We start from the raw sequence: 21367 nt of genomic DNA, 5'->3' as shown, positions 1-21367 counted from the left end.
AAATCGCAAATTTGCATATATGATTTTACATGATTTTTCAATACATTGAAGAATTGCTGAATCAAAAATATTATTATAATTTAGTCAACAACCAAGTAGGAATATAATTGATGGTTTTTGTAACGGGAGCAACCGGAATTTTGGGTCGTGTAATTATTTTGGAACTTTTAAAAAGAGGAAAAAAAGTACGCGCTGCCAAAAGGAGAACAAGTAATTTAAACGAAGTAAAGCATTCATATCAGTTTTATACAGAAAACTCTGATGATTTTTTTAATAAAATTGAATGGGTAGATGTAGATTTTGATGATATGAACTCTTTAGAAGATGCCCTGAAAGGCGTAGAAGAAGTGTATCATTGTGCTGCAAAAGTAAGCTTTCATCCACAAGATGAGAAAGAAATGTACCATACGAATATCAAGGGTACAGAAAATCTTTTATTTGCTTGTGAAGGTTCGTCTGTTACTAAATTTCTTCATGTGAGTTCTGTGGCTGTTTTGGACGGTTATAATGAAAAAGGGGAACTTGACGAAGAATCTGATTTTAATCCGAAGGTTGACCATCCTGCCTATGCCATTTCAAAACATTTATCTGAAATGGAAGTATGGAGAGCTTCAGCCGAGGGCCTGAAAACCATCATCATCAATCCTGCAATTATCATAGGAAGTGGAAACTGGAACCAAAGCAGTGGTGAACTTTTTTCGACTTTTGAAAAAAATAATTTTACCTTTTCCGGGGGATCGTCTTACGTGGATGTCCGGGATGTTGCCCGGATTTCTGTAGAGCTGATGGAAAATAATATTTTTGGAGAACGCTTTATTCTGGTCTCGGAGAATAAACGATATGCCGAAACAGGGAATTATATTCGTAAAAAACTGGGATTGAAAAATGCCAGAATATTGTCTAAAGCAGAACTTAATGCGGGAAGAATAGCCAATATCCTTTTTGGGTGGCTGATTCCACAATTAAAGCTGGTTACAAAATCTAATATTGAATCCATCACATCCTTTAATACCATTTCCAACGAAAAAATTAAGCAAAAGCTGAATTATCAGTTCATTCCTATTGAGGAAAGTATTGATTTTCATCTCAATAATTATATTAACGACAAAAAGGGGAATAAATAAATGAATCTTGCAGAGGCTATTATCAGTAAAAATATAGAAAAACACCCGTTAAAGTCAGCGATTGGTTTTAAAACGAAAGAGGTTTGGAAAGAGTTGAGCTGGAAGAAATTCAGTGAGATGATCTTTAAAACAGCAAATGCACTCAAAGAGGTGGGAATTCAGGAGGGTGACAGGGTCGCTATTTATTCCGATAATTCTGCAGAATGGATGGTCTTTGATCTTGCCTCCCTGTCAATCGGAGCTGTTACAGTTCCTATTTATTCTACCAATAATGCTGAGCAGGCAGAATACATCATCAATGATTCTCAGTCTAAAATTGTTTTAGTAGGGAATCAGGCTCAATATGATGCATGTTTTGAACTTCTAAAAAAAGAGAGCAGTAGCCTTCAGGGTATTGTGGTTTCTAAAAAGTCGGTGTGGATTAAAAAAGAAGATGCCTCTTATCTGGAAGATTTTATTGCGAAAGCTACTGCAAAGCCGGAGTTCTGTAAAAAAGAATATGAAGATGTTGCCACACTGATCTACACTTCGGGAACAACGGGAACGCCCAAAGGAGTTATGCTTACCCACGGGAATTTTATAAAAGCTTTTGATGCCCATTTTGAGTTTTTCAGGTTTAAAAACTTTGAAGAGGAATTGTCATTAGCCTTTTTGCCGTTGAGTCATGTTTTTGAAAGAAGCTGGAGCTTACTCTCATTATATGGCGGCGCCAGAGTATATTTTCTGGAGGATCCGAAAAATATAGCAAAAGCCTTGATTGAAGTAAAGCCGACTATGATGTGTGCGGTCCCAAGGTTTTTTCAGAAGATCTATGCGGGAGTGAATGATATGGTGACAGAAAGCTCTTCACTAAAGAAAAAGATCTTTAACTGGGCTTTGGAAACCGGTAAGCAGACTGCCGAATTAAGGAGAAATGATCAGCCTGCACCATTAGGACTTAAAATAAAAGAATCTATTGCCAATATGCTTGTTTTTAGTAAAATCAAAGAGAAGATGGGTGGCAGACTATGGTTTTTACCTTGTGGAGGAGCCTCGCTTTCTCCGGAAGTAACACGCTTTTTTGAGTCTGTAGGAATTCATGTAACGGTTGGTTACGGGCTTACTGAAACGACTGCTACTCTGACGCTGTTTCCTTTAACGCATTTTGAGCACGCAACAAGCGGAAGACCTTTACCAGGTGTTCAGATCCGCATTGGGGAAAATGATGAGATCCAGGCAACAGGAAACGGAATTATGAAAGGGTATTACAATAAACCGGATGAAACCAGAGCTGTATTTACATCAGATGGATGGTTCAAAACAGGAGATGCCGGAAAGATTGATGATAAAGGAAATCTGATCATTACCGACAGAATCAAGGATCTGATGAAAACCTCAAACGGAAAATATATTGCCCCGCAGCAAATTGAAAATCTTCTGACCAATAACAATTATATCCAGCAGATTATATTAATTGCTGAGGGAAGACAGTTTGTCTCCGCTTTAATTGTTCCAAACTTCGAATTTTTGGAAGATTATATCAAGAAAAACAATATTCCTTTTACCAGCTGGGAGGACATTGTAAAAAGAGAAGAAATTATCAGTCTCTATAAAGATAAAATTAAAGAATTACAGGAGCCGCTTGCGGACTTTGAGAAAGTGAAAAAGTTTACTTTAATGCCGTCTGAATTCGATATCAATACCGGTGAAATTACTCCGACATTGAAAATTAAAAGGAATGTGGTTTTAAAGAAATACGAGGATATTATTGAAAAAATGTACTAGATGAAATTTGATCCTATGAAGTTTTAATACTCAAATTGATCTTAGAACTTTTTCGTAGGGAATAAATCAGGCTTCATCATTTTGAATTAAATTATGACAACACAGGAATTTCTAGGAAAAGAAAATTATACAGTTACTTCACAAACGGTTTCGGAAAGCTGTCCGTCAAATATTGCTTTGATTAAATATTGGGGGAAATATGCAGATCAGATTCCAGCCAACCCAAGTATCAGCTATACCCTTAACCATTGTAAAACAAATACAATATTAGAGTTCTTAGCGGATCAGCCCTTTTCAGTTCAAACTTTTCTGTCAGGAAATGAAGAGGTAAAATTCGAAGAAAAAATAGAAAAATATTTTAAAAATATAGAACAGTACTTACCTTGGATTTTAAGAGGAAGGTATATTATTAAAACAGAAAATACTTTTCCGCACAGTTCAGGGATTGCAAGCTCGGCTTCGGGTTTTGGAGCCATTGCAAAATGTCTTATGGCGCTCGATGAACTTTTTTCAGGGAAAGGATCGGAAGAAGAATCTTTAGGGAAAGCGTCATTTCTGGCCAGACTGGGAAGTGGAAGTGCATGCAGAAGTCTATATAACGGATTGGTCGTATGGGGAAGTTCTGATGTGGTTGAGGGAAGTTCCGATTTGTTTGCAGTCCGATACCCGGATGAAGATATTCATGCTATTTTCAAAGATTTTAATGACTGGGTCCTGCTGATCCATGAAGGACAGAAAAGTGTTTCTTCTACAGTAGGTCATGGTTTGATGAATACAAATCCTTATGCAGAAAGAAGATTTCAGGAAGCAAGAGAAAACTTTATTCCGATGAAAGAGATTCTTAAAAACGGGGATATGGAAAGGTTTATTACATTGGTTGAACATGAGGCCCTTACCCTTCATGCAATGATGATGATGAGCGATCCTGCATTTATCTTGATGAAAACAGGAACTCTGGAAGTCATCAATAAAATATGGGATTTCAGAAAGGAGACGGGGTTACCTTTATTTTTTACTTTGGACGCGGGAGCAAATGTTCATCTGTTATTTCCGAATAATGGTGCTGAAGAAAAGATCAAGACCTTTATTGAATCTGAACTATTGCCACATACCCAAAAGAACGGAGTGGTAAAAGATGTGATGAAGTTTTAAAATATATCATACAAAAAATGCCCGGAAGTAAAACTTTCGGGCATTTTTTATATATTAATGATTACTCATTTTTTTATCCTAAATATGGATATTTGTAATCTTTAGGAGAAACAAAAGTTTCTTTGATACTTCTTACGGAAGTCCATCTCAGAAGATTCATTTTAGAACCTGCTTTATCATTGGTTCCTGAAGCTCTACCTCCTCCGAAAGGCTGTTGTCCTACTACAGCTCCTGTTGGTTTATCATTGATGTAGAAGTTACCTGAAGCATTTTCTAAAGCTTTGAAAGCTTCATTTACCGCATAACGGTCTTGAGCAAAAACAGAACCTGTTAATGAATATGGAGATGAAGAATCCACCAGCTGTAAAGTTTCTTTCCAGTCTTTATCTTCGTAAACATAGATACTTAAGATAGGGCCAAAGATTTCTTCAACCATACTTTCGTATTGAGGATTTGTAGTTTCAATAACGGTTGGATTTACAAACCATCCTTTTGAATCATCACATTTTCCTCCGATCACTACATTGGCTTCATTAGAGTTTTGAGCTCTCTCGATGTATCCTTTACATTTTTCGAAAGAATTTTTATCGATAACAGCATTGACAAAGTTTGAAGGATCTTCCGGAGAACCGATCTTAATTGTGCTCATCTGAGCTTCCATTACTTTTTTTACATCTGCCCAAAGAGATTTTGGAATATATGCTCTTGAAGCCGCAGAACATTTCTGTCCCTGGTATTCGAAAGCTCCTCTTACTAAAGCTGTAGCTACTGCTTCAACGTTAGCAGATGGGTGAGCGATAACAAAGTCTTTACCTCCAGTTTCTCCAACGATTCTTGGATAGGTTCTGTAGTTATGGATATTATCTCCGATCATTTTCCACATTCCCTGGAAAACTTTTGTAGAACCTGTAAAATGAAGTCCTGCAAAATCACGGTGTGCCAATACTTTCTCAGCAGTTTCTTTACCGTCTGTAAAGATCATGTTGATTACCCCTGCAGGAAGACCTGCCTCCGTTAATACATCCATGATTACTTTTGCAGAATACACCTGCTTATCTGAAGGTTTCCAAACCACTACGTTTCCAAGCATAGCCATACAGGTAGGAAGGTTTCCTGAGATTGCAGTAAAGTTGAACGGAGTTACTGCAAAGCAGAATCCTTCTAATGGTCTGTACTCTACACGGTTCCAGATCCCACTATCAGAGATAGGCTGCTCAGAATACATTTCCGTCATAAATTCAACATTGAATCTTAAGAAATCTATGAATTCACAAGCTGAGTCAATTTCAGCCTGGTGTACATTTTTAGATTGTCCGATCATGGTTGCTGCATTGATCACGTCTCTGTATGGTCCTGCCAACAGATCAGCAGCCTTTAAGAAGATTGCAGCACGCTGCTCCCATCCAAGCTCGTTCCATTCTTTTTTTGCAGCTAATGCAGCATTGATCGCATCATCCACATGTTGCATTGTTCCTTTGTAGTAAAATCCAAAATCGTGAGCATGATCCTGTGGAGACTGAAGCTGAACCTTCTCGTCGGTTTTTACTTCCTTTCCATTGATGACCATTGGGATTTCTATCTTTTCAGCCCACATTTTTTTGTATGTGGCAATAAGGCTTTTTACTTCAGCTGAACCTGGTACATAAGAGTTTACAGGCTCATTTACTGCAAGTGGAACTTGCGAAATTGCTTTTGACATATATTTTAATTGTTTTAATTAAGTCTGTACTACAAATTTACGATAATTCAGACAAAGAAAAAATAAACCATAGTTTTTATAAATTATCCTTTACATTCATATACTCTATAATAAATACGGTATTTTACCAGCGAAAATAAATCGTTTTGTGGTGTTTTTGTTTCGATTTTATAATGAGTGAAGGATCTGTATCTCATTTGAATATTAATTAATATTGCCCGGACACAGCTTATACCAGTTTGAAATAATGCAGAATCCTATGATCGAATTCAGTTTTTACAAAAAGATAAACCTGTATACTAGAAAGAATAAGTATATTTAATGTGTTTTAAAACAGTAACTTATGAAAATAATATTCTTTATCGTTTTATGCTTTTCCCAGGTCGTTTTTGCTCAGCATACCAAGAAAAATGTAAAACAGTCTGGCAGTTCATCTTCAACAGACGAACTTCTGAATAATGTTCTTAAAAAGTCAAAATGGAATTTTGATTTAAAGGATCTTGATAATTCTCACATCCTGTTGGATAAAGATAAGATGAAGCCTGATGTTTTATACTTTGTTGATGCTAAGAATTTCCAAATGAATATCAATCAGAAAGACTGTAAAAGCATCGTAAAAGGGACTTATCAGATTCTCAGGAAAACTGAAGAGATTGCAGTCACTTTTGGTCATCGCCCGTTTGTAGTAAATTCCCAAACAAATCAGAAATGCATGGAAAGCCTGATCACCTTCTTAGAAAGTAATCTGGATGTTCTATATGATGAAAAAGAGTCCGTTATTGAAATTAAAGAGTATGATTACCCGCCGAGTACTTCTGTTTCTCAATAGCGGATTACATTTTTTCGTTCTCAAGAATTTTCAGCACTAATTTTTCTTCTTGTGTTAAATCTGCCTTGCCATCATTTACTTCAATGTCTTCCAGCTCGTCAAGGTATTTTTTAATCGTATTATTTTCGTAAAGGTTGATCACCAGCGGATGAACATAGTATTTTCTGCACACCGTGCTGGTGTTGCCCAGGTGTGAAGCTACAATATCCAATGCCTCCTTTACTTTTCTTTTGTATTCCGTATTGCTTTCCGCATAGCCGATTTCTTTGAATGCGATTAAAGCACTGACGGTCCCCGACCAGGTTCTGAAGTCCTTAGCCGTAAAATCTTCGCCGCTGATCTCTTTAATATAATCATTCACCATTCCGGAATCAATGGAATGTCTGTTGCCCTCATCATCATAATACTGGAAAAGCTCTTTCCCCGGAATATCTTTACATTTCTGAACAAGTCTTGCCAGCCTTTTACTTTTCAGATCGACATTGTGCATCACCCCTTTTTTTCCTTTGAAAGAAAAGGTCATTTTCTGTCCGTTGATCTTTACGTGTTTATCTTTTAAGGTGGTTAAACCGAATGAGCCATATAGTTTCTCATACGCGTTATTACCAATCCTGATGTTCGTACGTTGCATAAGGCTTACGATCAGAGCCAGGATTTTTCTTTTTTCAAAATTTCTCAGTGCCAGATCTTTTTCCACATGCAGGCGGATTTCAGGTAGGGCATATCCAAACTGAAGCATCCTGTAAAATTTGGTGTGATTTCTTAAGGCACTCCATAAAGAATGGTATTTATACTGTTTTCGTTTCTTAATATCAAATCCTGTAGCCTGCAGATGTCCATTGTCCAAGGCACAGATCCAAACATTTTCCCATGCAGGAGGAATTACCAGTTTATTGATCCTGGTGATCTCATCTTTGTCTTTAATGCGTTCACCGTCTTTAAAGTACGAATACTTTTTTCCCCTTCTTTTACGAATAATTCCGGCGGTTTCTGTATCGGAGGTGTAAATAAGATTTACTGCCTTTGCAGAAGCCACCGGATCTTTCATGATCTTAACAATCTTAGAAGGTTTAAGGTGGGAGATCAATTCAAAGTCGTCATTATCCATAATAAAGCATGGTTAAGAGTTTTTACCCTTCGAAAAAATTAATAATAGAATAACGACAACCGCTACAACGAGCAAAATTCCCCACCACATTCCAGCCTTAAAGATAGTCTCGACGGCTTCACAACTTGTTAGTAACAATAAACTGAATATTGCAATACTGTATAAGGGTAATTTTTTCATATTGATTTTTTTAGTGTTTGATTTAAATTCTATGGTGATCAGGTCTCCAGTTTTTGATAGACTTCTTGATCTGATCTCCGGAAATATTTTCATTCAGAGCCTTATACAAAAGCTCTTTAAATTCATCGTCATCAGCAAACCTCAAAGCGGCGATCTGGTCGAAACTTAATTTTTCATAAGCCTCATCGGATCTTTTATTAAAAATTTCAAAGTACCGTTGTCTGAATTCAAATCTTACAATACGGTTTTGATTGCCGAGTGCATAGTGCTGCCGCAGCATAATGGCTAAATAGAGAATCAGAAAAATGATTATAGAAAATAGGATCCAGGTAAGTTTGTTCTCACCATCATTCCAGATATTATAAATTCCTACGCATTCCAATATAAACAGCAGAGGAAGATAAATGAAGTGATGTGGAGGATAAAATTTTCTGTGGTTTTTATAATTCTGCTTTCCCATAGGATATGATGTAGCAAGAATCTTTCCAAAATAGAATATTTTTAATAATAATTGTTGTTTTCATGCTTTAAAGTATTTGTTTTTGGCTTAAATGATTTATTTTTTATGTATTCATTAAATTCTTTTTTTCTTACATAAATTTTTTTAGCTGTGAATCATTCAGATGTAGACGGGACATTGAACTTTTATGTCAAACGAATGAGAATCTCTCAGTTTTATGATCAGTGAAAAAATAAAAAATAACCTTTAATTCGGGAAAAAACGGTTAATAATTTGAATCCGGAAGCTCAAATTTTTTGTAACTTTCGGTTTTAAAAAATTAAAAAATGACTTCAAGGGAAAAAGTAGCTGCGCTTCGTGAAGAAATGCAGAAAAATAATGTTGATGCATTTATAGTATATTCTGCAGATCCGCATATGAGTGAATATTTACCGGAAGAATGGCAGGAGAGAGCATGGCTCTCAGGATTTCTCGGGTCAGCAGGTTTTGTGGTGGTTACCCAAAACAAAGCCGGACTTTGGACGGACGGACGGTATTTTACCCAGGCTGCAATAGAACTTCAGGACTCGGGGATTGATCTTTTTAAAGATGGAATTGAAGGGACGCCTAACTATATCGACTGGATTATTTCCGAAATTCCTGCTGGCGGGAAAGTAGCTGTTAATGCAGTAGCCACATCCAACGCCAATTGGGAACTCCTTTCTCAAAAATTAAAAAATAAAAATATCGTTCTTGCAGACGCTCCTTTACTGAAGGAAGTATGGAAGGACAGGGGAACACCTTCAAAAAATCCGATTTATACTCAACCGGTAGAAAGATCCGGAAAATCCGTGACTGATAAGCTTTCCGCCATCCGTCAGAAAATGGAAGAACAGGAAGTTACCTATCATATCATTTCCAGCCTTGATGACGTAGCATGGACGCTTAATCTGAGAGGAAGTGATGTACAAAGCAATCCGGTATTTTTAGGCTATATCATCATTACAAAAAATGATGCGATCCTGTTTACCGATCTTGAAAAATTGGAGGTAGAAGCGAGAAAACAACTGGACGATTCTTTCGTAAAAATGATGCCTTATGAAGAGTTTTATAACTACCTTACAACAGTTAAGAACGAAAAAATCCTGGTATCTCCAAACAGCAACCAGTCTATTTTTGAAACATTAAAAGCAGATAATCAGTTTGTAAAAGCTCCTGTTCCGGGTAATTTAATGAAGGCTCAGAAAAATGAAACCGAACTGGAAGGTTTCAGAAAGGTGATGGTAAGAGATGGAGTCGCAATGGTGAAATTCCTTTACTGGCTCACTCATAACGCAGGAAAAGAAGCAATGACAGAATATTCTATCGGTGAAAAACTCCTAGGGTTCCGTGCAGAAGGAGAAAATTTTGTTGGAGAAAGTTTCGGAAGCATTGTCGGGTACAAAGATAATGGAGCCATCATGCACTATTCTGCAAAAAGTGAAGGGAGTAAAGAAGTAACGAATGATGCCAGTATCCTGGTTGATTCCGGAGGTCAGTACCTTGAAGGAACAACTGATATTACAAGAACTTTTGCCTTAGGAAATGTTTCTGAGGAATTTAAGAGAAATTCAACTTTAGTACTACAGGGAATGATCCGTTTATCCATGGTAAAGTTTCCAAAGGGAACTAAAGGCGTACAGCTGGATGCCATTGCAAGACTTCCGCTATGGATGGAGGGAAAAGATTTTAATCATGGAACCGGACATGGGGTTGGAAGTTTTATGAATGTACACGAAGGACCGCAAAATATCAGAAAGGACCTTAATCCGCAGGAACTTCTTCCGGGGATGGTTTGCTCTAATGAACCGGGATATTATCTGGAAGGAGAGTACGGAATCCGTCACGAAAACCTTATTGCAGTAAAAGAAGCTGAAAAGACGGGATCAGGAACTTTCTATGATTTTGAAACCCTTACATTCTGTCCTTTCTTCAAAGATACGATCGTAAAAGAAATTCTTTCTGAAAAAGAGATTGAATGGCTTAATCAATATCACAGCACATGTGAACAGAAACTGTCTCCTTATTTAGAAGGTGACGTTAAAGAGTGGTTTTTACAATTGGTAAGCCCGCTTTAAAAATTGTTAGATCAACTGAAAAGCCCTGTGAATATTATTTACGGGGCTTTTTTATAATTATTTATCCCGGTCTTATTACCTCCCGTTGTAAATCCTGTCAGTAATCTCAAAAAGCTTCTCCGTATTTTTACGGGTGCATTTCTAGGGATTACCCTGAAAATTAGAAATGCCATCCCGTCTATTTTTGTATCAATTAAAACCAGACACCACTTCATTTTATATATTTTCAGAACACAAACAGTTGAATCATCTCGTTCCTGAGATGATTTTTTTATGCCCGTTGAGATTTAAAAATCCTTCCGCCAACAGCAATCGTAGCCAAATAACCCGTCAATGGCCGGATATTTCCCATGTATCAATTTTGCTTTTCAAGGGTTTTCCGGAAATATAAAATAATATCTGAATTACACCACCGTATTTTTACGGATATATTTCTAGGGATTCCCCTGATGATTTTCGAAATGATGGAAACTATCTTTGAAATAACAAAAAGAGACACCATTTTCATATCTTCATATATACATTTAATAAATTTAAACGGTAAATCATCTCAGTCATGAGATGATTTTTTTTGTTGAGTATAGGAATAATCAGGTTTTCATTACCTTTGAGCTGTAATTGTAATGACCAGATAATCAAAAATGATACAGGAATATTTTCGAAGCTTTAATTTATTTACCGAGCTTGAAATTGAAGGCATTTTGCAGCTTTTTGAAGTGAGAAGACTCAATAAAAATGATTATTTTGTTCATGAGGGAGATCAATGCAAGGAAATAGCTTTTATAGAATCCGGTATTTTCAGGTCTTATTATACTTCAAGTGAGGGAAAAGATAATACATACTGCTTCAGGTTTCCTAATGTGTGGATCGCTTCTTATTCTTCATTTATTTCGGGAAATCCGGGCGTTGAAAGTATGCAGGCTATTTCAGAAGCTCATCTTTTAGTTTTGAAAAAAGAGAAGATAGAAAAATTAGTTAACGGGAATCCGAAATGGGTCTTATTCCTAAAAATGATTGCTGAACAGGAGTACCTGGAGCTGGAAAAACGTTTTTTTGAACTGCAAAGGGATAATGCTAAACAAAGGTATCTTTCTCTGCTGAAGAACTATCCTAATTATATCCAGGATATTCCTCTTCAATATTTATCTTCTTATCTTGGAATTACACAAAGACATTTAAGCCGTATCCGAAAAGAAATTTCTTTTTAGACATTTGTCCTGTTAAATGATCCTCCAGCTCTCTAGTTTTGTCAAAAAAATCAGAGATGCAGTCAAATATTTTAATTATCGGCGGGAATGGAACAGTAGGGAAAACCATTGCCCGTATTTTCAAATCGAGAAATCCTCACCATCAAGTTTTTATAGGAGGCCGAAGAACAGGAAAATCCGCAAATGATTTATTGGTGGATGTTACCAAACCCGATACTTTTCAAACGATTCTGGATCATCAGATCCATTTGATCATTCTTTCCGTGAATGACAAGGAGGATTATATTCTCCGGTTTGCCATAGAAAATAAAATTGATTACCTGGATATTACCAAACCTACACCGGACCTTATGAATGCCTATGAACTGGCGAAAAAACAAAAGATCAACAGCAGGATTGTTTTTAGTTCAGGCTGGATGGGAGGTATAGTCAGTGGATTAACCAATACATTGCCGGGCCAGATAAACAAGGTGCAGCTTTTCGTTTATTACTCTATAAAAGATCTTGCCGGAGAGAGTTCAGCCCATTTTATGGCTGAAAATGTGGCTAAACCTTTCTTTATGTATAAAAATAATCAACCTTTTTCTGTCAAACATTTCTTAAACTCCGAATTGTTTGAGTATTCCTTTGGAATAGGGAAAAGAACTGCCTACAATTTTGACGTGCCGGATTTATATATTTTAAATAAAATTGAGAAAATACCGGATGTAACGGTTAAAATGACCTATAACTCAAAATTTGTTACCTGGCTGCTGGGCGCTTTTCAATCTATGAGGATCTTCAGTATTTTATCGTTGAAAGAACGCAGGATGATCTTTGGATCAAGCGGAAAGGGAGATCAATCTGTTTTCGATATCGTAATCTCAGGCCATACGGATAATAAAACAATCAGCCTGAAAAGTACAAACGGCCAGGCAGAATTAACGGCATTATCTGCTGTTCTCCATGCTGAAAAATTGCTTGGAAGTGAAAAACATGATAACAGGATTTACTTTAGTCACCAGCTGCATGAACCCCATGATTTAATGAGCTCATTAAATGCTTACGAAAGTATCCATATACAAACAATCGGATGAAAAAAATAGTAATTATCAACGGGCATCCTCACAAGAGTTCATTTTGTTTTGCACTTTCAAGTGCTTATAAAAAAGGAGCTGTTAATTCCGGAGCAGCAATTAAAGAAATTGTTATTTCAGATCTGGAGTTTAATCCTAATCTTACATTCGGTTATCAGAAAAGAATGGAACTGGAACCGGATCTGTTGAAAGCATGGGAGGCGATACAATGGGCGGATCATCTGGTTTGGATTCATCCTGTCTGGTGGGGAGGTCTGCCAGCTATTACAAAAGGGTTCATTGATCGGCTTTTTCTTCCGGGTATGGCTTTTAAATACAGAGAAAATTCGCTGTGGTGGGATCAACTTTTGAAAGGAAAGACGGCACACAAAGTGAGCTATGTCGGAATCATCAAGACCTCTGATGAAAAGCAGCGTGTCCAATGGCTGAAAAAAATACAAAAGGCAGGACAAAGGCAAAAGTAGGATGTATATTAAATATTCATAATAAAGCTTAAATGATTCTGATAGGTTAAAAACTGAAAATTATACTTAAATTGCTGTCCATTAAAGAAAAATGATAGCAAAAACAGTAGAATATAATGGAATCATTTAATGTATGCGTCTTAAGAAGTTTTTAACCGGATTAACAGCTATTTTTTCCGTTTCATATATCCATGCCCAGGAGATCGATTCATCGTACATCAAGTCCTATCCACAGAAATACAGGATATCCGGATATCTTTCTACCAGTTCTTTAGAGGTAGACGATACGGATAGGCATTATACTCCCAATTACCCTTTGAATACAGGTGTTGGATTCGCGATTAAAAATACGATCGTGGGAATTCAGCTGGGATATGGTTTTATTCCTTTAACGGATAAAAAGAAATACGGAAAAACGAAAACGCGTGATTTCCAGATCCATCACTATGGCAGGAAGATGATATTCGATATATTCTTCCAGGACTACAGGGGATTTTATGTGGAGAAAGATAAAGACCAGAATCCGGATATCTATCAGCAAATGTCGGTGAAGCAGATCGGTATGGAAGCGACCTACCTTTTTAATGGGAAACGCTTCTCATCCAAGGCTGCTTTTGATCTGGACGAAATACAGCGGCATTCTGCCGGAAGCTGGCTGGTAGGAGGCGGTGGTTATTATTATCAGTTGAAGGGAATGGAAAGAAGCGGCTCTGAAGGAACGTACGGATTAGAAAATTTTCAATTGGGAATTAATGGAGGATATGCTTATTCCTGGGTCATGAGTGAGCGTTGGATGATGACAGGAACTATTCAGGCAGGGGCTAATTTTGGGAATGCTCTGAAATCATTGAAAAAAGGCAGGGTTGAAGTATATCCTACTGCATTTGCCCGGATTGCCGGAAATTATCATAAAAATAACTGGGGTATTTCTTTTGCGATCCTCATTAACAATAAAACCGTCTATCCCGTAAAAAAAGAAGAGCTAAGTCTTACTGCCATTACCATGCAGCTTTCCTATGTTAAACATCTGGATCATATTTTTAAATCCAAAAACAAATAAAATCTTTACTGTTTATGGCCGTGGTTTCAAATCGTTATTATAGACAATCCGTATAAGCATTTAGCATAAAGATTTCCATTAAAAAACGTAAATTTGCAGCATGAATAACGATACCATTTGTGCGTTGGCTACGGCCAATGGAGTAGGAGCTTTAGGCATTATCAGAGTTTCGGGTAACGATGCTTTATCTGTGGTACAGAAGTCTTTTCCCGGGAAAAATCTTGGGAAGCAAAAATCGCATACCATTCATTACGGGTATTTTATGGATGGGGAAGAGGCTATTGATGAGGTGATGTTATCTATTTTCCTGGCACCCAAAAGTTTTACAACTGAAAACTCTGTGGAAATAGCATTCCACGGATCTCCGCATATTGGAAAACGTATTCTTGAAACCCTTACCAAAAACGGAGCAAGAATGGCAAAGGCGGGAGAATTTACACTTCGTGCTTTTATCAACGGAAGAATCGATCTTTCCCAGGCAGAAGCTATTGCAGATGTCATCGCTTCTGAGAATGAAGCATCCCGGAAAGTAGCCATCAACCAGCTAAAGGGAGGAATTACCAACGAGATATCAATTCTTAGAACTGATTTGCTGAATTTCGTTTCATTGATCGAGCTGGAATTGGATTTCGCAGAAGAAGATGTGGAATTTGCAGACCGGTCAGCCCTCAATCAGCTCTTAAGCAAAATTGAATTAAAATTAAATTCACTTATTGAAAGCTTTCAATACGGTAATGCAATTAAAAACGGGACTGCTGTTGCTATCATTGGTAAGCCGAATGCAGGTAAATCCACATTATTGAATGCCCTCCTGAAAGAAGAAAGAGCGATTGTCAGCAGTATTGCAGGAACCACCAGAGATACGATCGAGGAGGTTTTACATATTAAAGGACATGCATTCCGCCTGATCGATACCGCAGGATTGCGTGAAACAGCGGACGAAATTGAAGCAATAGGCGTTAAAAAAGCCAAAGAGAAAGTTGAAAATGCCAATATTCTCGTTTATCTGGCAGACGCCGCTACAGAAGATTTCACAGAAGATATTGAAATGATCCGGTCTTTGATAAGAGAAGATCTAAAGCTGATTATTTGTGCCACTAAAATTGATGAGGTTATACCTACAAAATATGAGAATGTGGAAAATGTTTTCAGAAAGGAAATCGACCACGAATTTGATTTCATCAAAATCTCAGCAGTAGAGAATCAGAATATCCAGGACCTGAAAAATGAATTGTCATCCTATGTTGAACAATTGAAATCCCTCGAAAATAATGTGGTGATCACCAACCAGCGTCACTTCGAATCGTTACACAAATCTTTGAGTGCAGTACACAAAGTAAATGAAGCAATCACTTTCCGGATTTCCACAGAGCTATTGGCGTATGAACTTCGTAATGCATTGGAACATTTAGGAGAGATCTCCGGAGAGGTTACGAATGATGAAGTGCTGGGGAATATTTTTTCTAAGTTTTGTATTGGGAAATAACTTTTATTGAATTGAAAAAAATAACAACCCGATAGTTAATTTATGGTTGTTCGGTAATAACCATAAAAGTTTACTGTAATATTAGAGCCAACTGCTCGAGCGAGTGTCACGCTCGTGCCCGAATAAAGATTAACAATCTATATATAAATCCGAGAAGGTACACTTTCTTGGATTTTTATTTTTAGTATTTAAGATTAATGGACCTGAAAGTAGCTTTGTAGCAGAAATATACAAATGGAAATATGGTAGTGTAATAAACTACTGTAATGATGATCAGAAAATTCTGGAAATAGATTTAAATTTGTGATGTGAATGGCAACGAGCGTGACGCTCGAGCCACGGAGGAACTACCTATGGAGAAGTGCAGATTAATCCAAATCCTCAAAATTATATAATACCTGCTAATCAAGATAAAAAACGCAGATAATTATGAAAATATTTCTAAAAAATTTACTGCTATTACTTTTACTAGTGTTTTCTTCATGTAAGAGTGAATTTAAAAAAGAAATTTTAGTTGATAAATTATCTTCTATTGAAAATGGATTACCGTCCCCATATTTTAATTATAGGCTATATTTTGCAATTGATAATAATAAAATTTTAGAAACTAATATTGATTTATTGTTTGAGCTTTATAAAGATGAGTATTCGAATAAGTATTCAAGTTTGAAAGATTTTTTAAAAGCTCTTTTTCTCCATAATGAGGTTATAAAAGTTAATAATTTAACTAAATATAAAGGAGCAGATTATCTAATCAATTTTAGTGAAATTGATAATAATATTAATTTGAAAAACATTGAGGATATCCAAAAAGAGTATTTAAAAGCGAAAAATGGACAGTTTTTATTGTTTTTAACAAATTTAAATTCATCTGAGAGATATACAATATTGTACAGAATGTTTGAAGATGAATTCATAATAACTTTAAATGATTATGTTGGTTATTATAGTTTAAGAAAATATGATTAATTCTCTTGTAAGGAGATATTCTATGACAAAAAAAAGTAAATAAAAATTTGATATTTAAGATGTAATTTAACAAGTGGCTAATTACAGAATATTACAATAAATGCTCTGCCTTTAATTTTGAACTTTACATTATTTATAATCAGGAGGGAATTTTTCCTTCCTGTTTTTTTGTGATCACTTGGAAATCTCTTATTTGCTAAAATATAACAAAATCATTCACTAATCATGATACTACTTTTCTCGAAATGTGTATAAACAATTAGTTTGTTTGATTAATATTTTTTATTTACACACATATATATATTGGTCACAATCTCAAACTACTAACATCTTCCTCTATTTCATATCATGACTATATTTTTTCGGTTTTTTACCCAGATGCTTTTCAAATACCCTTGAAAAGTGACTTAGGTTTTCAAACCCCATTTGATAGCCTGTTTCTGATACCGACAGTTTTTCATCCCGCAAAAGCCGTGCAGCTTCTTTCATACGTAGGTGCTGATAGTAATCGTAAATTCCCATACCAAAGACCTGCTTGAATATCCGGCGGAGCTTAAGTTCGTTCATTCCGGCCATTTGTTTCAGTTCTGCAATACTGGTTGGCTGGCTTAATGAGGAAACAATTTTGTCGCGTACCTGATAAATAGATTGTATTTCCTTCCGACTTAGTTTTTGATGGGTAGAATTTTCCCGCTTTCGTAAACTCTCAAATAAATAAAAAAGCAACTCCATAGCCTTGATTTTATAGTAATAGCTTCTCATTGTTGCCGGAGTTTCTTTTTTTACAATATCATTTACGGTGCGCAAAATATCATCGGTCATCAATTCTTCAATCAGAAAGCTGTTGGTATTATCGAAAAGAAACTGAAAATATTCGGATTCCTCTTTTAAAAAACTCTTCAAATACTCGGCACTGATGCTAATTGAAACATAGGTAGCCTGTGTATTTTCTATGAACTGAATTTTTTGTGGTATCGTAAATGGAAATATACGTACAAATGTGGCATCTGAAGGCGGTTTGATTGTACCGGACGTATTTTGATTATGATCTTCAAAGATGTTGTAAAATAAAAAACCAATACTGTCTTTAATCACGGATGTTGCAGTTTGTCGTGTAAAATTCTTTTTAGCGATCATTGAACCAAAGTGCAGCGCCATATCGGGTAAAAAAATAAAAGCTTTAAAAAGTTTGACCTCGAAATGCTGTAGCTCATCTTTTGTCGTCAGTCCTACCTTGCTTGCATACTCAAGAATTCTGCTGTCTATAGCTTTATGATCTTCGTCTTTCATATTTTTACGACTATTTTTAGTTGTTATTGAGGTATTTTAATCGTAAAGTTACCGGTAATTTTGATATAACAAATGTTATAGAACAATTAAATTCTTAAGTTATGAAAAAACAAGTTTTGATATCAGGTGCAAGTTTCGCCGGATTAACTTTGGCTTATTGGTTAAATAAATATGGTTATGAGGTAACTGTCGTAGAAATAGGTAAAGGTCTTCGGAAAGGAGGTTCACCCATCGATGTCCGGGGTAAAGCACTGGATGTGGTACAAGAAATGGGAATATTACAAAAAATTAAGGACCGTGAGTTTATCCATACCGATGAAATCGTGGATGCTAAAGGCGACACATTGAGTCGTTTTTCAATAAATGCAATGGAAGAATATCTTGGTGATATTGAAATCCACCGCAGTGACCTGGTAGAACTTATTTTTGATATTGTCCCTAAGAATGAGGTAGAATTTATTTTCGGAAACAGCATAAAGACATTAGTCCAACATGAAGATCGTGTTGAGGTATCCTTTGAAAAAGGGGATAACAGAAGTTTTGATTTTGTATTTGGGGCAGATGGCACCCACTCAATAGTAAGAAAACTGGTATTTGGTGCTGAAGAAAATTTCAAAAAATTTTTCGGTGTTTACTTTGCTTTTACCAAAGCAGATCATATACAAACAGGCAGGTCAGGAAATACGGGAATCGTATATCGGGAGCTGGGCAAGCAGGCAGTAATATACCATTTCAAAGATGGAGCTAATGCAATACTGATGTTCAGAGCTCCGGAACTGGATTGGAATTACAGAAATACAGAACAACAAAAACAAATTCTGAAAGAATATTTTGGGAACAATACGAATTGGAAAATTCCTGAAATTTTAGATTCCATGCTTCATTCCGACGATTTATATTTTGATGAAGCGAATCAGATCCATATGCCGACCTGGATTAAAGGACGTGTAGCCCTGGTTGGTGATGCTGCGCACGCGCCAAGTTTTTTTACGGGAATGGGGACAAGCCTCGCATTGCAAGGCGCAACTTTGTTAGCAAAGGAGCTTGATGCAAATGATGATTATAAAACTGCTTTCAAAAAATACAATGAAACCTTCAAACCTTTTGCGGAAAGCATTCAGTCTCGCATTAAATGGGGTTTAAAAGTTCAGTTACCTGAAACAGAAGAAGAATTACAGGCATCTTTCATGGCGTTTAGTCATGATAATAAAAAATAACCCCTTATGAATTGATTCCAACACATATTGGGGTTAAGAATTTTGGGTATTTACAAGGATTTGGAATAAGTAGGCCTTGCGTGTACGTTTAATTTTTAAGTAATCTAAAAGTATCTGTTATACCTTCAATAAAGGCCTCTGGATTTTCCCATGGACCAAAGTGTCCACCCTTTTTAAATGCTTTAGCATAGATTGTGTTAAATTGTGATGCCATAGGACCGTTTTCGAAAATACCAACACGGTTTTCCTCAGTACCCAGAGGCGGGTAAGCGTCTCCTGTAAGGAAAGTAAATCCCGCTGGAGCTTCTACTATTGGAGTTCTATTATGTGATGGCTTCCAGGGATATCTGTTAGCATTCGAATAAACACGTATAGAAGAACCAATAGCCTGATTTACCCAGTAGATCATGGCAAATGTAATGATATCATCTTTCGAAAAAACATCTTCAAAATTTCCAAGGATGTCGCTCCATTTTTTCCAACGTTGTAGTATCCATGCCAACATTCCAACAGGAGAGTCATTTAATCCATGTGTGATGGTCTGAGCATCAAGCATATGGACTGCAACATGGGAAGCATAGGTACGCTGGAACTTGATGATGCCTTCACGTAGCTCGGGAGAGGCTTCCTTAGGTATCATCTGTCCTTCTGTTAAGTCCCATGGTCTTTCGCTTTGGAAAATTGTTAATGGCATTTCCTGTCCCAAATGGATACCGATAAGCTCTTCTGCATATTTATGTCCCAATTGAGCGGTTACCAGCATTCCATAATCACTTCCTGAAGCAGCATATTTTTTATAACCCAAAGTTTCTGTCATCAGTTTATGCCAAAGTTCTGCCATCTTCGAAAAATTCATTTCTCCATCTTTTACAGGCGTAGAAAAACCAAACCCAGGAAGCGATGGGACAATCACATCAAATGACTGTTCAGGATCTCTACCGTAGGAAGCCGGATCGGTAAGCTGGCGAATGACTTTACTCCAATGCCAATAAGTCCAAGGCCAGCCATGAGATAGGATAATCGGTGTAGGATTTGGTCCTTTACCTTTTTCGTAAATAAAATGGATAGCCTGGCCATCAATTTCTATTTTATGCTGGTTAAAAGAATTTAGTTCCTTTTGTGCTGCTTCCCAGTCATAACTATTAATCCAATGATGAACAATATCTTTGAGGTATGCAGTACTGATGCCATAATAAGAATCTTCATTATTTAAATCCTCTGACCAACGTGTTGTTTTTAATCTGGTTTCCAGGTCGTTAAGGATTTCCCCGGATACATTAATTTCGAAAGGTTTTAAGTCTGTATTCATTTTTCTTTTTTTAATATGTGAAATCTAATTTTAATCTGGTTTGTATGAGTTTTTTTATAAACCATGTGTCTTTGATTTTAACAAAATCACCATGATAATGTCCAAAACCATGTAATGTTCTAAATACTGGTACATTGCTGTCTTTCAATAATATATTTTCTTCATTTTCCGGTCTTATGAGATGATCTTCCATAGAAAATACTGCATGGACCATTTCTTTAGATTCGATGTCTATTTCAAAAGAAAATAAATGATGAATTGCTGTCGCATTTCCCACACTTTCCGAAATCTTATTTTCTATTTCTCTTCTCCCTGCCATTTGGACGAGTGTTTCACCGTTAACATCTAATGGAGTAAATATTCCATTCTCCGTAAATAAATTTGCAAGTTCAGTGAAGTTTTTGCTGTCGGCATGACGGACATATTTTGCCATGACTGTTCTTATATCGTCTGTGATTGTTAATTTTTCTAAATGTGTTATATTCATTGTTTATATTTTATAATTCTCAGACAAATTTATAGTAAAAATGATATACTTTTGTTACCAGTATAATAAAGTATACCAGTTACATTGATTATATCACTGAACCTTTTGTTTAGAGAAAGAGATAAAAACAATTGATAATAGTATTATAAATCTCCAATTTTGTGTCAGAAGTAATTTCTTTTACCAATTTCATCTGTAATGTAAGTAAGTAATTCTACGAAATAGAATAAGGTATTGATAGCATAATGACAGGCATATACCAAAAATATAGGAAATAAATTGGTGAACAAAACCGTTTGTACTGTATTAGTTGTGCTGGTGTAATATGATCCCAAATCATGGTAGATCATTTGGAAAATAATTCGAGAAAATGATTATGCAAAAGGAAA

Annotated in this window: 19 protein-coding genes; 12 read left to right on the top strand and 7 right to left on the bottom strand. The window is 36.2% G+C overall.

Going from position 1 to position 21367, the window contains the following annotated elements; all coding sequences use genetic code 11:
- The first annotated feature begins 110 nt into the window (after window positions 1-110).
- From ACNFU2_RS08160 to ACNFU2_RS08150, 3 genes are all read left to right on the top strand, one after another.
- The gene (locus ACNFU2_RS08160; RefSeq protein ID WP_273648627.1) at window positions 111-1124 is read left to right on the top strand and encodes an NAD-dependent epimerase/dehydratase family protein; all 1014 of its coding nucleotides are present in this window, start codon (window positions 111-113) and stop codon (window positions 1122-1124) included.
- On the top strand, window positions 1125-2888 hold the full coding sequence (locus tag ACNFU2_RS08155) for an AMP-dependent synthetase/ligase (RefSeq protein ID WP_273648626.1): 1764 nt from the start codon (window positions 1125-1127) through the stop codon (window positions 2886-2888).
- A 93-nt stretch (window positions 2889-2981) separates the two neighbouring features.
- Window positions 2982-4040 (top strand): diphosphomevalonate/mevalonate 3,5-bisphosphate decarboxylase family protein, encoded by a 1059-nt coding sequence (locus tag ACNFU2_RS08150; RefSeq protein WP_418124613.1) that lies wholly within the window; start codon window positions 2982-2984, stop codon window positions 4038-4040.
- A gap of 73 nt (window positions 4041-4113) precedes the next feature.
- Here the strand turns inward: ACNFU2_RS08150 and pruA are convergent, their stop codons facing one another.
- A complete protein-coding gene (gene pruA, locus ACNFU2_RS08145) occupies window positions 4114-5739 on the bottom strand; it encodes an L-glutamate gamma-semialdehyde dehydrogenase (protein ID WP_172279497.1) in 1626 nt (541 codons plus the stop codon).
- A 343-nt stretch (window positions 5740-6082) separates the two neighbouring features.
- On the opposite strand from pruA, the gene ACNFU2_RS08140 reads away from it, so the two are divergent.
- The gene (locus ACNFU2_RS08140; RefSeq protein ID WP_273648624.1) at window positions 6083-6568 is read left to right on the top strand and encodes a hypothetical protein; all 486 of its coding nucleotides are present in this window, start codon (window positions 6083-6085) and stop codon (window positions 6566-6568) included.
- Between the two features lie 4 nt (window positions 6569-6572).
- Here ACNFU2_RS08140 and ACNFU2_RS08135 read toward each other — a convergent pair whose 3' ends face one another.
- Both ACNFU2_RS08135 and ACNFU2_RS08130 read right to left on the bottom strand, forming a co-directional pair.
- The gene (locus tag ACNFU2_RS08135) at window positions 6573-7676 is read right to left on the bottom strand and encodes a DNA topoisomerase IB (protein ID WP_172279495.1); all 1104 of its coding nucleotides are present in this window, start codon (window positions 7674-7676) and stop codon (window positions 6573-6575) included.
- 202 nt (window positions 7677-7878) lie between these two features.
- Window positions 7879-8316: a DUF6526 family protein gene (locus tag ACNFU2_RS08130; protein WP_273648622.1), complete on the bottom strand. Its 438-nt coding sequence runs from the start codon at window positions 8314-8316 to the stop codon at window positions 7879-7881.
- A 326-nt stretch (window positions 8317-8642) separates the two neighbouring features.
- Between ACNFU2_RS08130 and ACNFU2_RS08125 the strand changes: the two genes are divergently transcribed.
- A complete protein-coding gene (locus ACNFU2_RS08125; protein ID WP_172279494.1) occupies window positions 8643-10412 on the top strand; it encodes an aminopeptidase P family protein in 1770 nt (589 codons plus the stop codon).
- Between the two features lie 38 nt (window positions 10413-10450).
- Here ACNFU2_RS08125 and ACNFU2_RS08120 read toward each other — a convergent pair whose 3' ends face one another.
- Entirely contained in the window at window positions 10451-10627 is a 177-nt protein-coding gene (locus ACNFU2_RS08120; RefSeq protein ID WP_306613761.1) for a hypothetical protein, read from the bottom strand.
- A gap of 426 nt (window positions 10628-11053) precedes the next feature.
- Between ACNFU2_RS08120 and ACNFU2_RS08115 the strand changes: the two genes are divergently transcribed.
- From ACNFU2_RS08115 to ACNFU2_RS08090, 6 genes are all read left to right on the top strand, one after another.
- On the top strand, window positions 11054-11620 hold the full coding sequence (locus ACNFU2_RS08115) for a Crp/Fnr family transcriptional regulator (protein WP_306613760.1): 567 nt from the start codon (window positions 11054-11056) through the stop codon (window positions 11618-11620).
- Window positions 11621-11676: 56 nt separating this feature from the next.
- Entirely contained in the window at window positions 11677-12696 is a 1020-nt protein-coding gene (locus ACNFU2_RS08110) for a saccharopine dehydrogenase (protein ID WP_306613758.1), read from the top strand.
- Window positions 12693-13160, top strand: coding sequence for an NAD(P)H-dependent oxidoreductase (locus tag ACNFU2_RS08105; protein ID WP_306613756.1), 468 nt, complete (start codon window positions 12693-12695; stop codon window positions 13158-13160). Before ACNFU2_RS08110 ends, ACNFU2_RS08105 begins: the two co-directional genes overlap by 4 nt.
- A gap of 133 nt (window positions 13161-13293) precedes the next feature.
- Entirely contained in the window at window positions 13294-14220 is a 927-nt protein-coding gene (locus tag ACNFU2_RS08100; protein ID WP_306613754.1) for a DUF4421 family protein, read from the top strand.
- Between the two features lie 100 nt (window positions 14221-14320).
- Entirely contained in the window at window positions 14321-15706 is a 1386-nt protein-coding gene (mnmE, locus tag ACNFU2_RS08095; RefSeq protein WP_172279482.1) for a tRNA uridine-5-carboxymethylaminomethyl(34) synthesis GTPase MnmE, read from the top strand.
- A gap of 429 nt (window positions 15707-16135) precedes the next feature.
- A complete protein-coding gene (locus tag ACNFU2_RS08090; RefSeq protein ID WP_306614830.1) occupies window positions 16136-16675 on the top strand; it encodes a hypothetical protein in 540 nt (179 codons plus the stop codon).
- Between the two features lie 336 nt (window positions 16676-17011).
- Here ACNFU2_RS08090 and ACNFU2_RS08085 read toward each other — a convergent pair whose 3' ends face one another.
- A complete protein-coding gene (locus ACNFU2_RS08085) occupies window positions 17012-17965 on the bottom strand; it encodes an AraC family transcriptional regulator (protein WP_306614828.1) in 954 nt (317 codons plus the stop codon).
- Between the two features lie 101 nt (window positions 17966-18066).
- Between ACNFU2_RS08085 and ACNFU2_RS08080 the strand changes: the two genes are divergently transcribed.
- Window positions 18067-19182, top strand: a complete 1116-nt coding sequence (locus tag ACNFU2_RS08080) for an FAD-dependent monooxygenase (protein WP_306614826.1) — start codon at window positions 18067-18069, stop codon at window positions 19180-19182.
- Window positions 19183-19270: 88 nt separating this feature from the next.
- Here the strand turns inward: ACNFU2_RS08080 and ACNFU2_RS08075 are convergent, their stop codons facing one another.
- Both ACNFU2_RS08075 and ACNFU2_RS08070 read right to left on the bottom strand, forming a co-directional pair.
- Complete coding sequence (locus tag ACNFU2_RS08075; RefSeq protein ID WP_418124607.1) at window positions 19271-20491, bottom strand: epoxide hydrolase family protein; 1221 nt, start codon at window positions 20489-20491, stop codon at window positions 19271-19273.
- Window positions 20492-20501: 10 nt separating this feature from the next.
- Window positions 20502-20978 carry a nuclear transport factor 2 family protein gene (locus ACNFU2_RS08070; RefSeq protein WP_172279450.1) on the bottom strand — a complete coding sequence of 159 codons (477 nt, stop codon included), beginning with the start codon at window positions 20976-20978 and terminating at the stop codon, window positions 20502-20504.
- Window positions 20979-21367: the final 389 nt, after the last annotated feature.

Source organism: Chryseobacterium sp. PTM-20240506 (assembly GCF_048296755.1).
GTDB lineage: Bacteria > Bacteroidota > Bacteroidia > Flavobacteriales > Weeksellaceae > Chryseobacterium > Chryseobacterium proteolyticum.
Note: the sequence above shows the minus strand (reverse complement) of the source record. Positions and strands in the feature narration are given on the sequence as shown.

Excerpts from the sequence above, each read along its gene's own strand:
- ACNFU2_RS08160 (WP_273648627.1), top strand. The coding sequence starts at position 111 with ATGGTTTTTGTAACGGGAGCAACCGGAATTTTGGGTCGTGTAATTATT.
- ACNFU2_RS08155 (WP_273648626.1), top strand. The coding sequence starts at position 1,125 with ATGAATCTTGCAGAGGCTATTATCAGTAAAAATATAGAAAAACACCCG.
- ACNFU2_RS08150 (WP_418124613.1), top strand. The coding sequence starts at position 2,982 with ATGACAACACAGGAATTTCTAGGAAAAGAAAATTATACAGTTACTTCA.
- pruA (WP_172279497.1), bottom strand. The coding sequence starts at position 5,739 with ATGTCAAAAGCAATTTCGCAAGTTCCACTTGCAGTAAATGAGCCTGTA.
- ACNFU2_RS08140 (WP_273648624.1), top strand. The coding sequence starts at position 6,083 with ATGAAAATAATATTCTTTATCGTTTTATGCTTTTCCCAGGTCGTTTTT.
- ACNFU2_RS08135 (WP_172279495.1), bottom strand. The coding sequence starts at position 7,676 with ATGGATAATGACGACTTTGAATTGATCTCCCACCTTAAACCTTCTAAG.
- ACNFU2_RS08130 (WP_273648622.1), bottom strand. The coding sequence starts at position 8,316 with ATGGGAAAGCAGAATTATAAAAACCACAGAAAATTTTATCCTCCACAT.
- ACNFU2_RS08125 (WP_172279494.1), top strand. The coding sequence starts at position 8,643 with ATGACTTCAAGGGAAAAAGTAGCTGCGCTTCGTGAAGAAATGCAGAAA.
- ACNFU2_RS08120 (WP_306613761.1), bottom strand. The coding sequence starts at position 10,627 with ATGAAGTGGTGTCTGGTTTTAATTGATACAAAAATAGACGGGATGGCA.
- ACNFU2_RS08115 (WP_306613760.1), top strand. The coding sequence starts at position 11,054 with ATGATACAGGAATATTTTCGAAGCTTTAATTTATTTACCGAGCTTGAA.
- ACNFU2_RS08110 (WP_306613758.1), top strand. The coding sequence starts at position 11,677 with ATGCAGTCAAATATTTTAATTATCGGCGGGAATGGAACAGTAGGGAAA.
- ACNFU2_RS08105 (WP_306613756.1), top strand. The coding sequence starts at position 12,693 with ATGAAAAAAATAGTAATTATCAACGGGCATCCTCACAAGAGTTCATTT.
- ACNFU2_RS08100 (WP_306613754.1), top strand. The coding sequence starts at position 13,294 with ATGCGTCTTAAGAAGTTTTTAACCGGATTAACAGCTATTTTTTCCGTT.
- mnmE (WP_172279482.1), top strand. The coding sequence starts at position 14,321 with ATGAATAACGATACCATTTGTGCGTTGGCTACGGCCAATGGAGTAGGA.
- ACNFU2_RS08090 (WP_306614830.1), top strand. The coding sequence starts at position 16,136 with ATGAAAATATTTCTAAAAAATTTACTGCTATTACTTTTACTAGTGTTT.
- ACNFU2_RS08085 (WP_306614828.1), bottom strand. The coding sequence starts at position 17,965 with ATGAAAGACGAAGATCATAAAGCTATAGACAGCAGAATTCTTGAGTAT.
- ACNFU2_RS08080 (WP_306614826.1), top strand. The coding sequence starts at position 18,067 with ATGAAAAAACAAGTTTTGATATCAGGTGCAAGTTTCGCCGGATTAACT.
- ACNFU2_RS08075 (WP_418124607.1), bottom strand. The coding sequence starts at position 20,491 with ATGAATACAGACTTAAAACCTTTCGAAATTAATGTATCCGGGGAAATC.
- ACNFU2_RS08070 (WP_172279450.1), bottom strand. The coding sequence starts at position 20,978 with ATGAATATAACACATTTAGAAAAATTAACAATCACAGACGATATAAGA.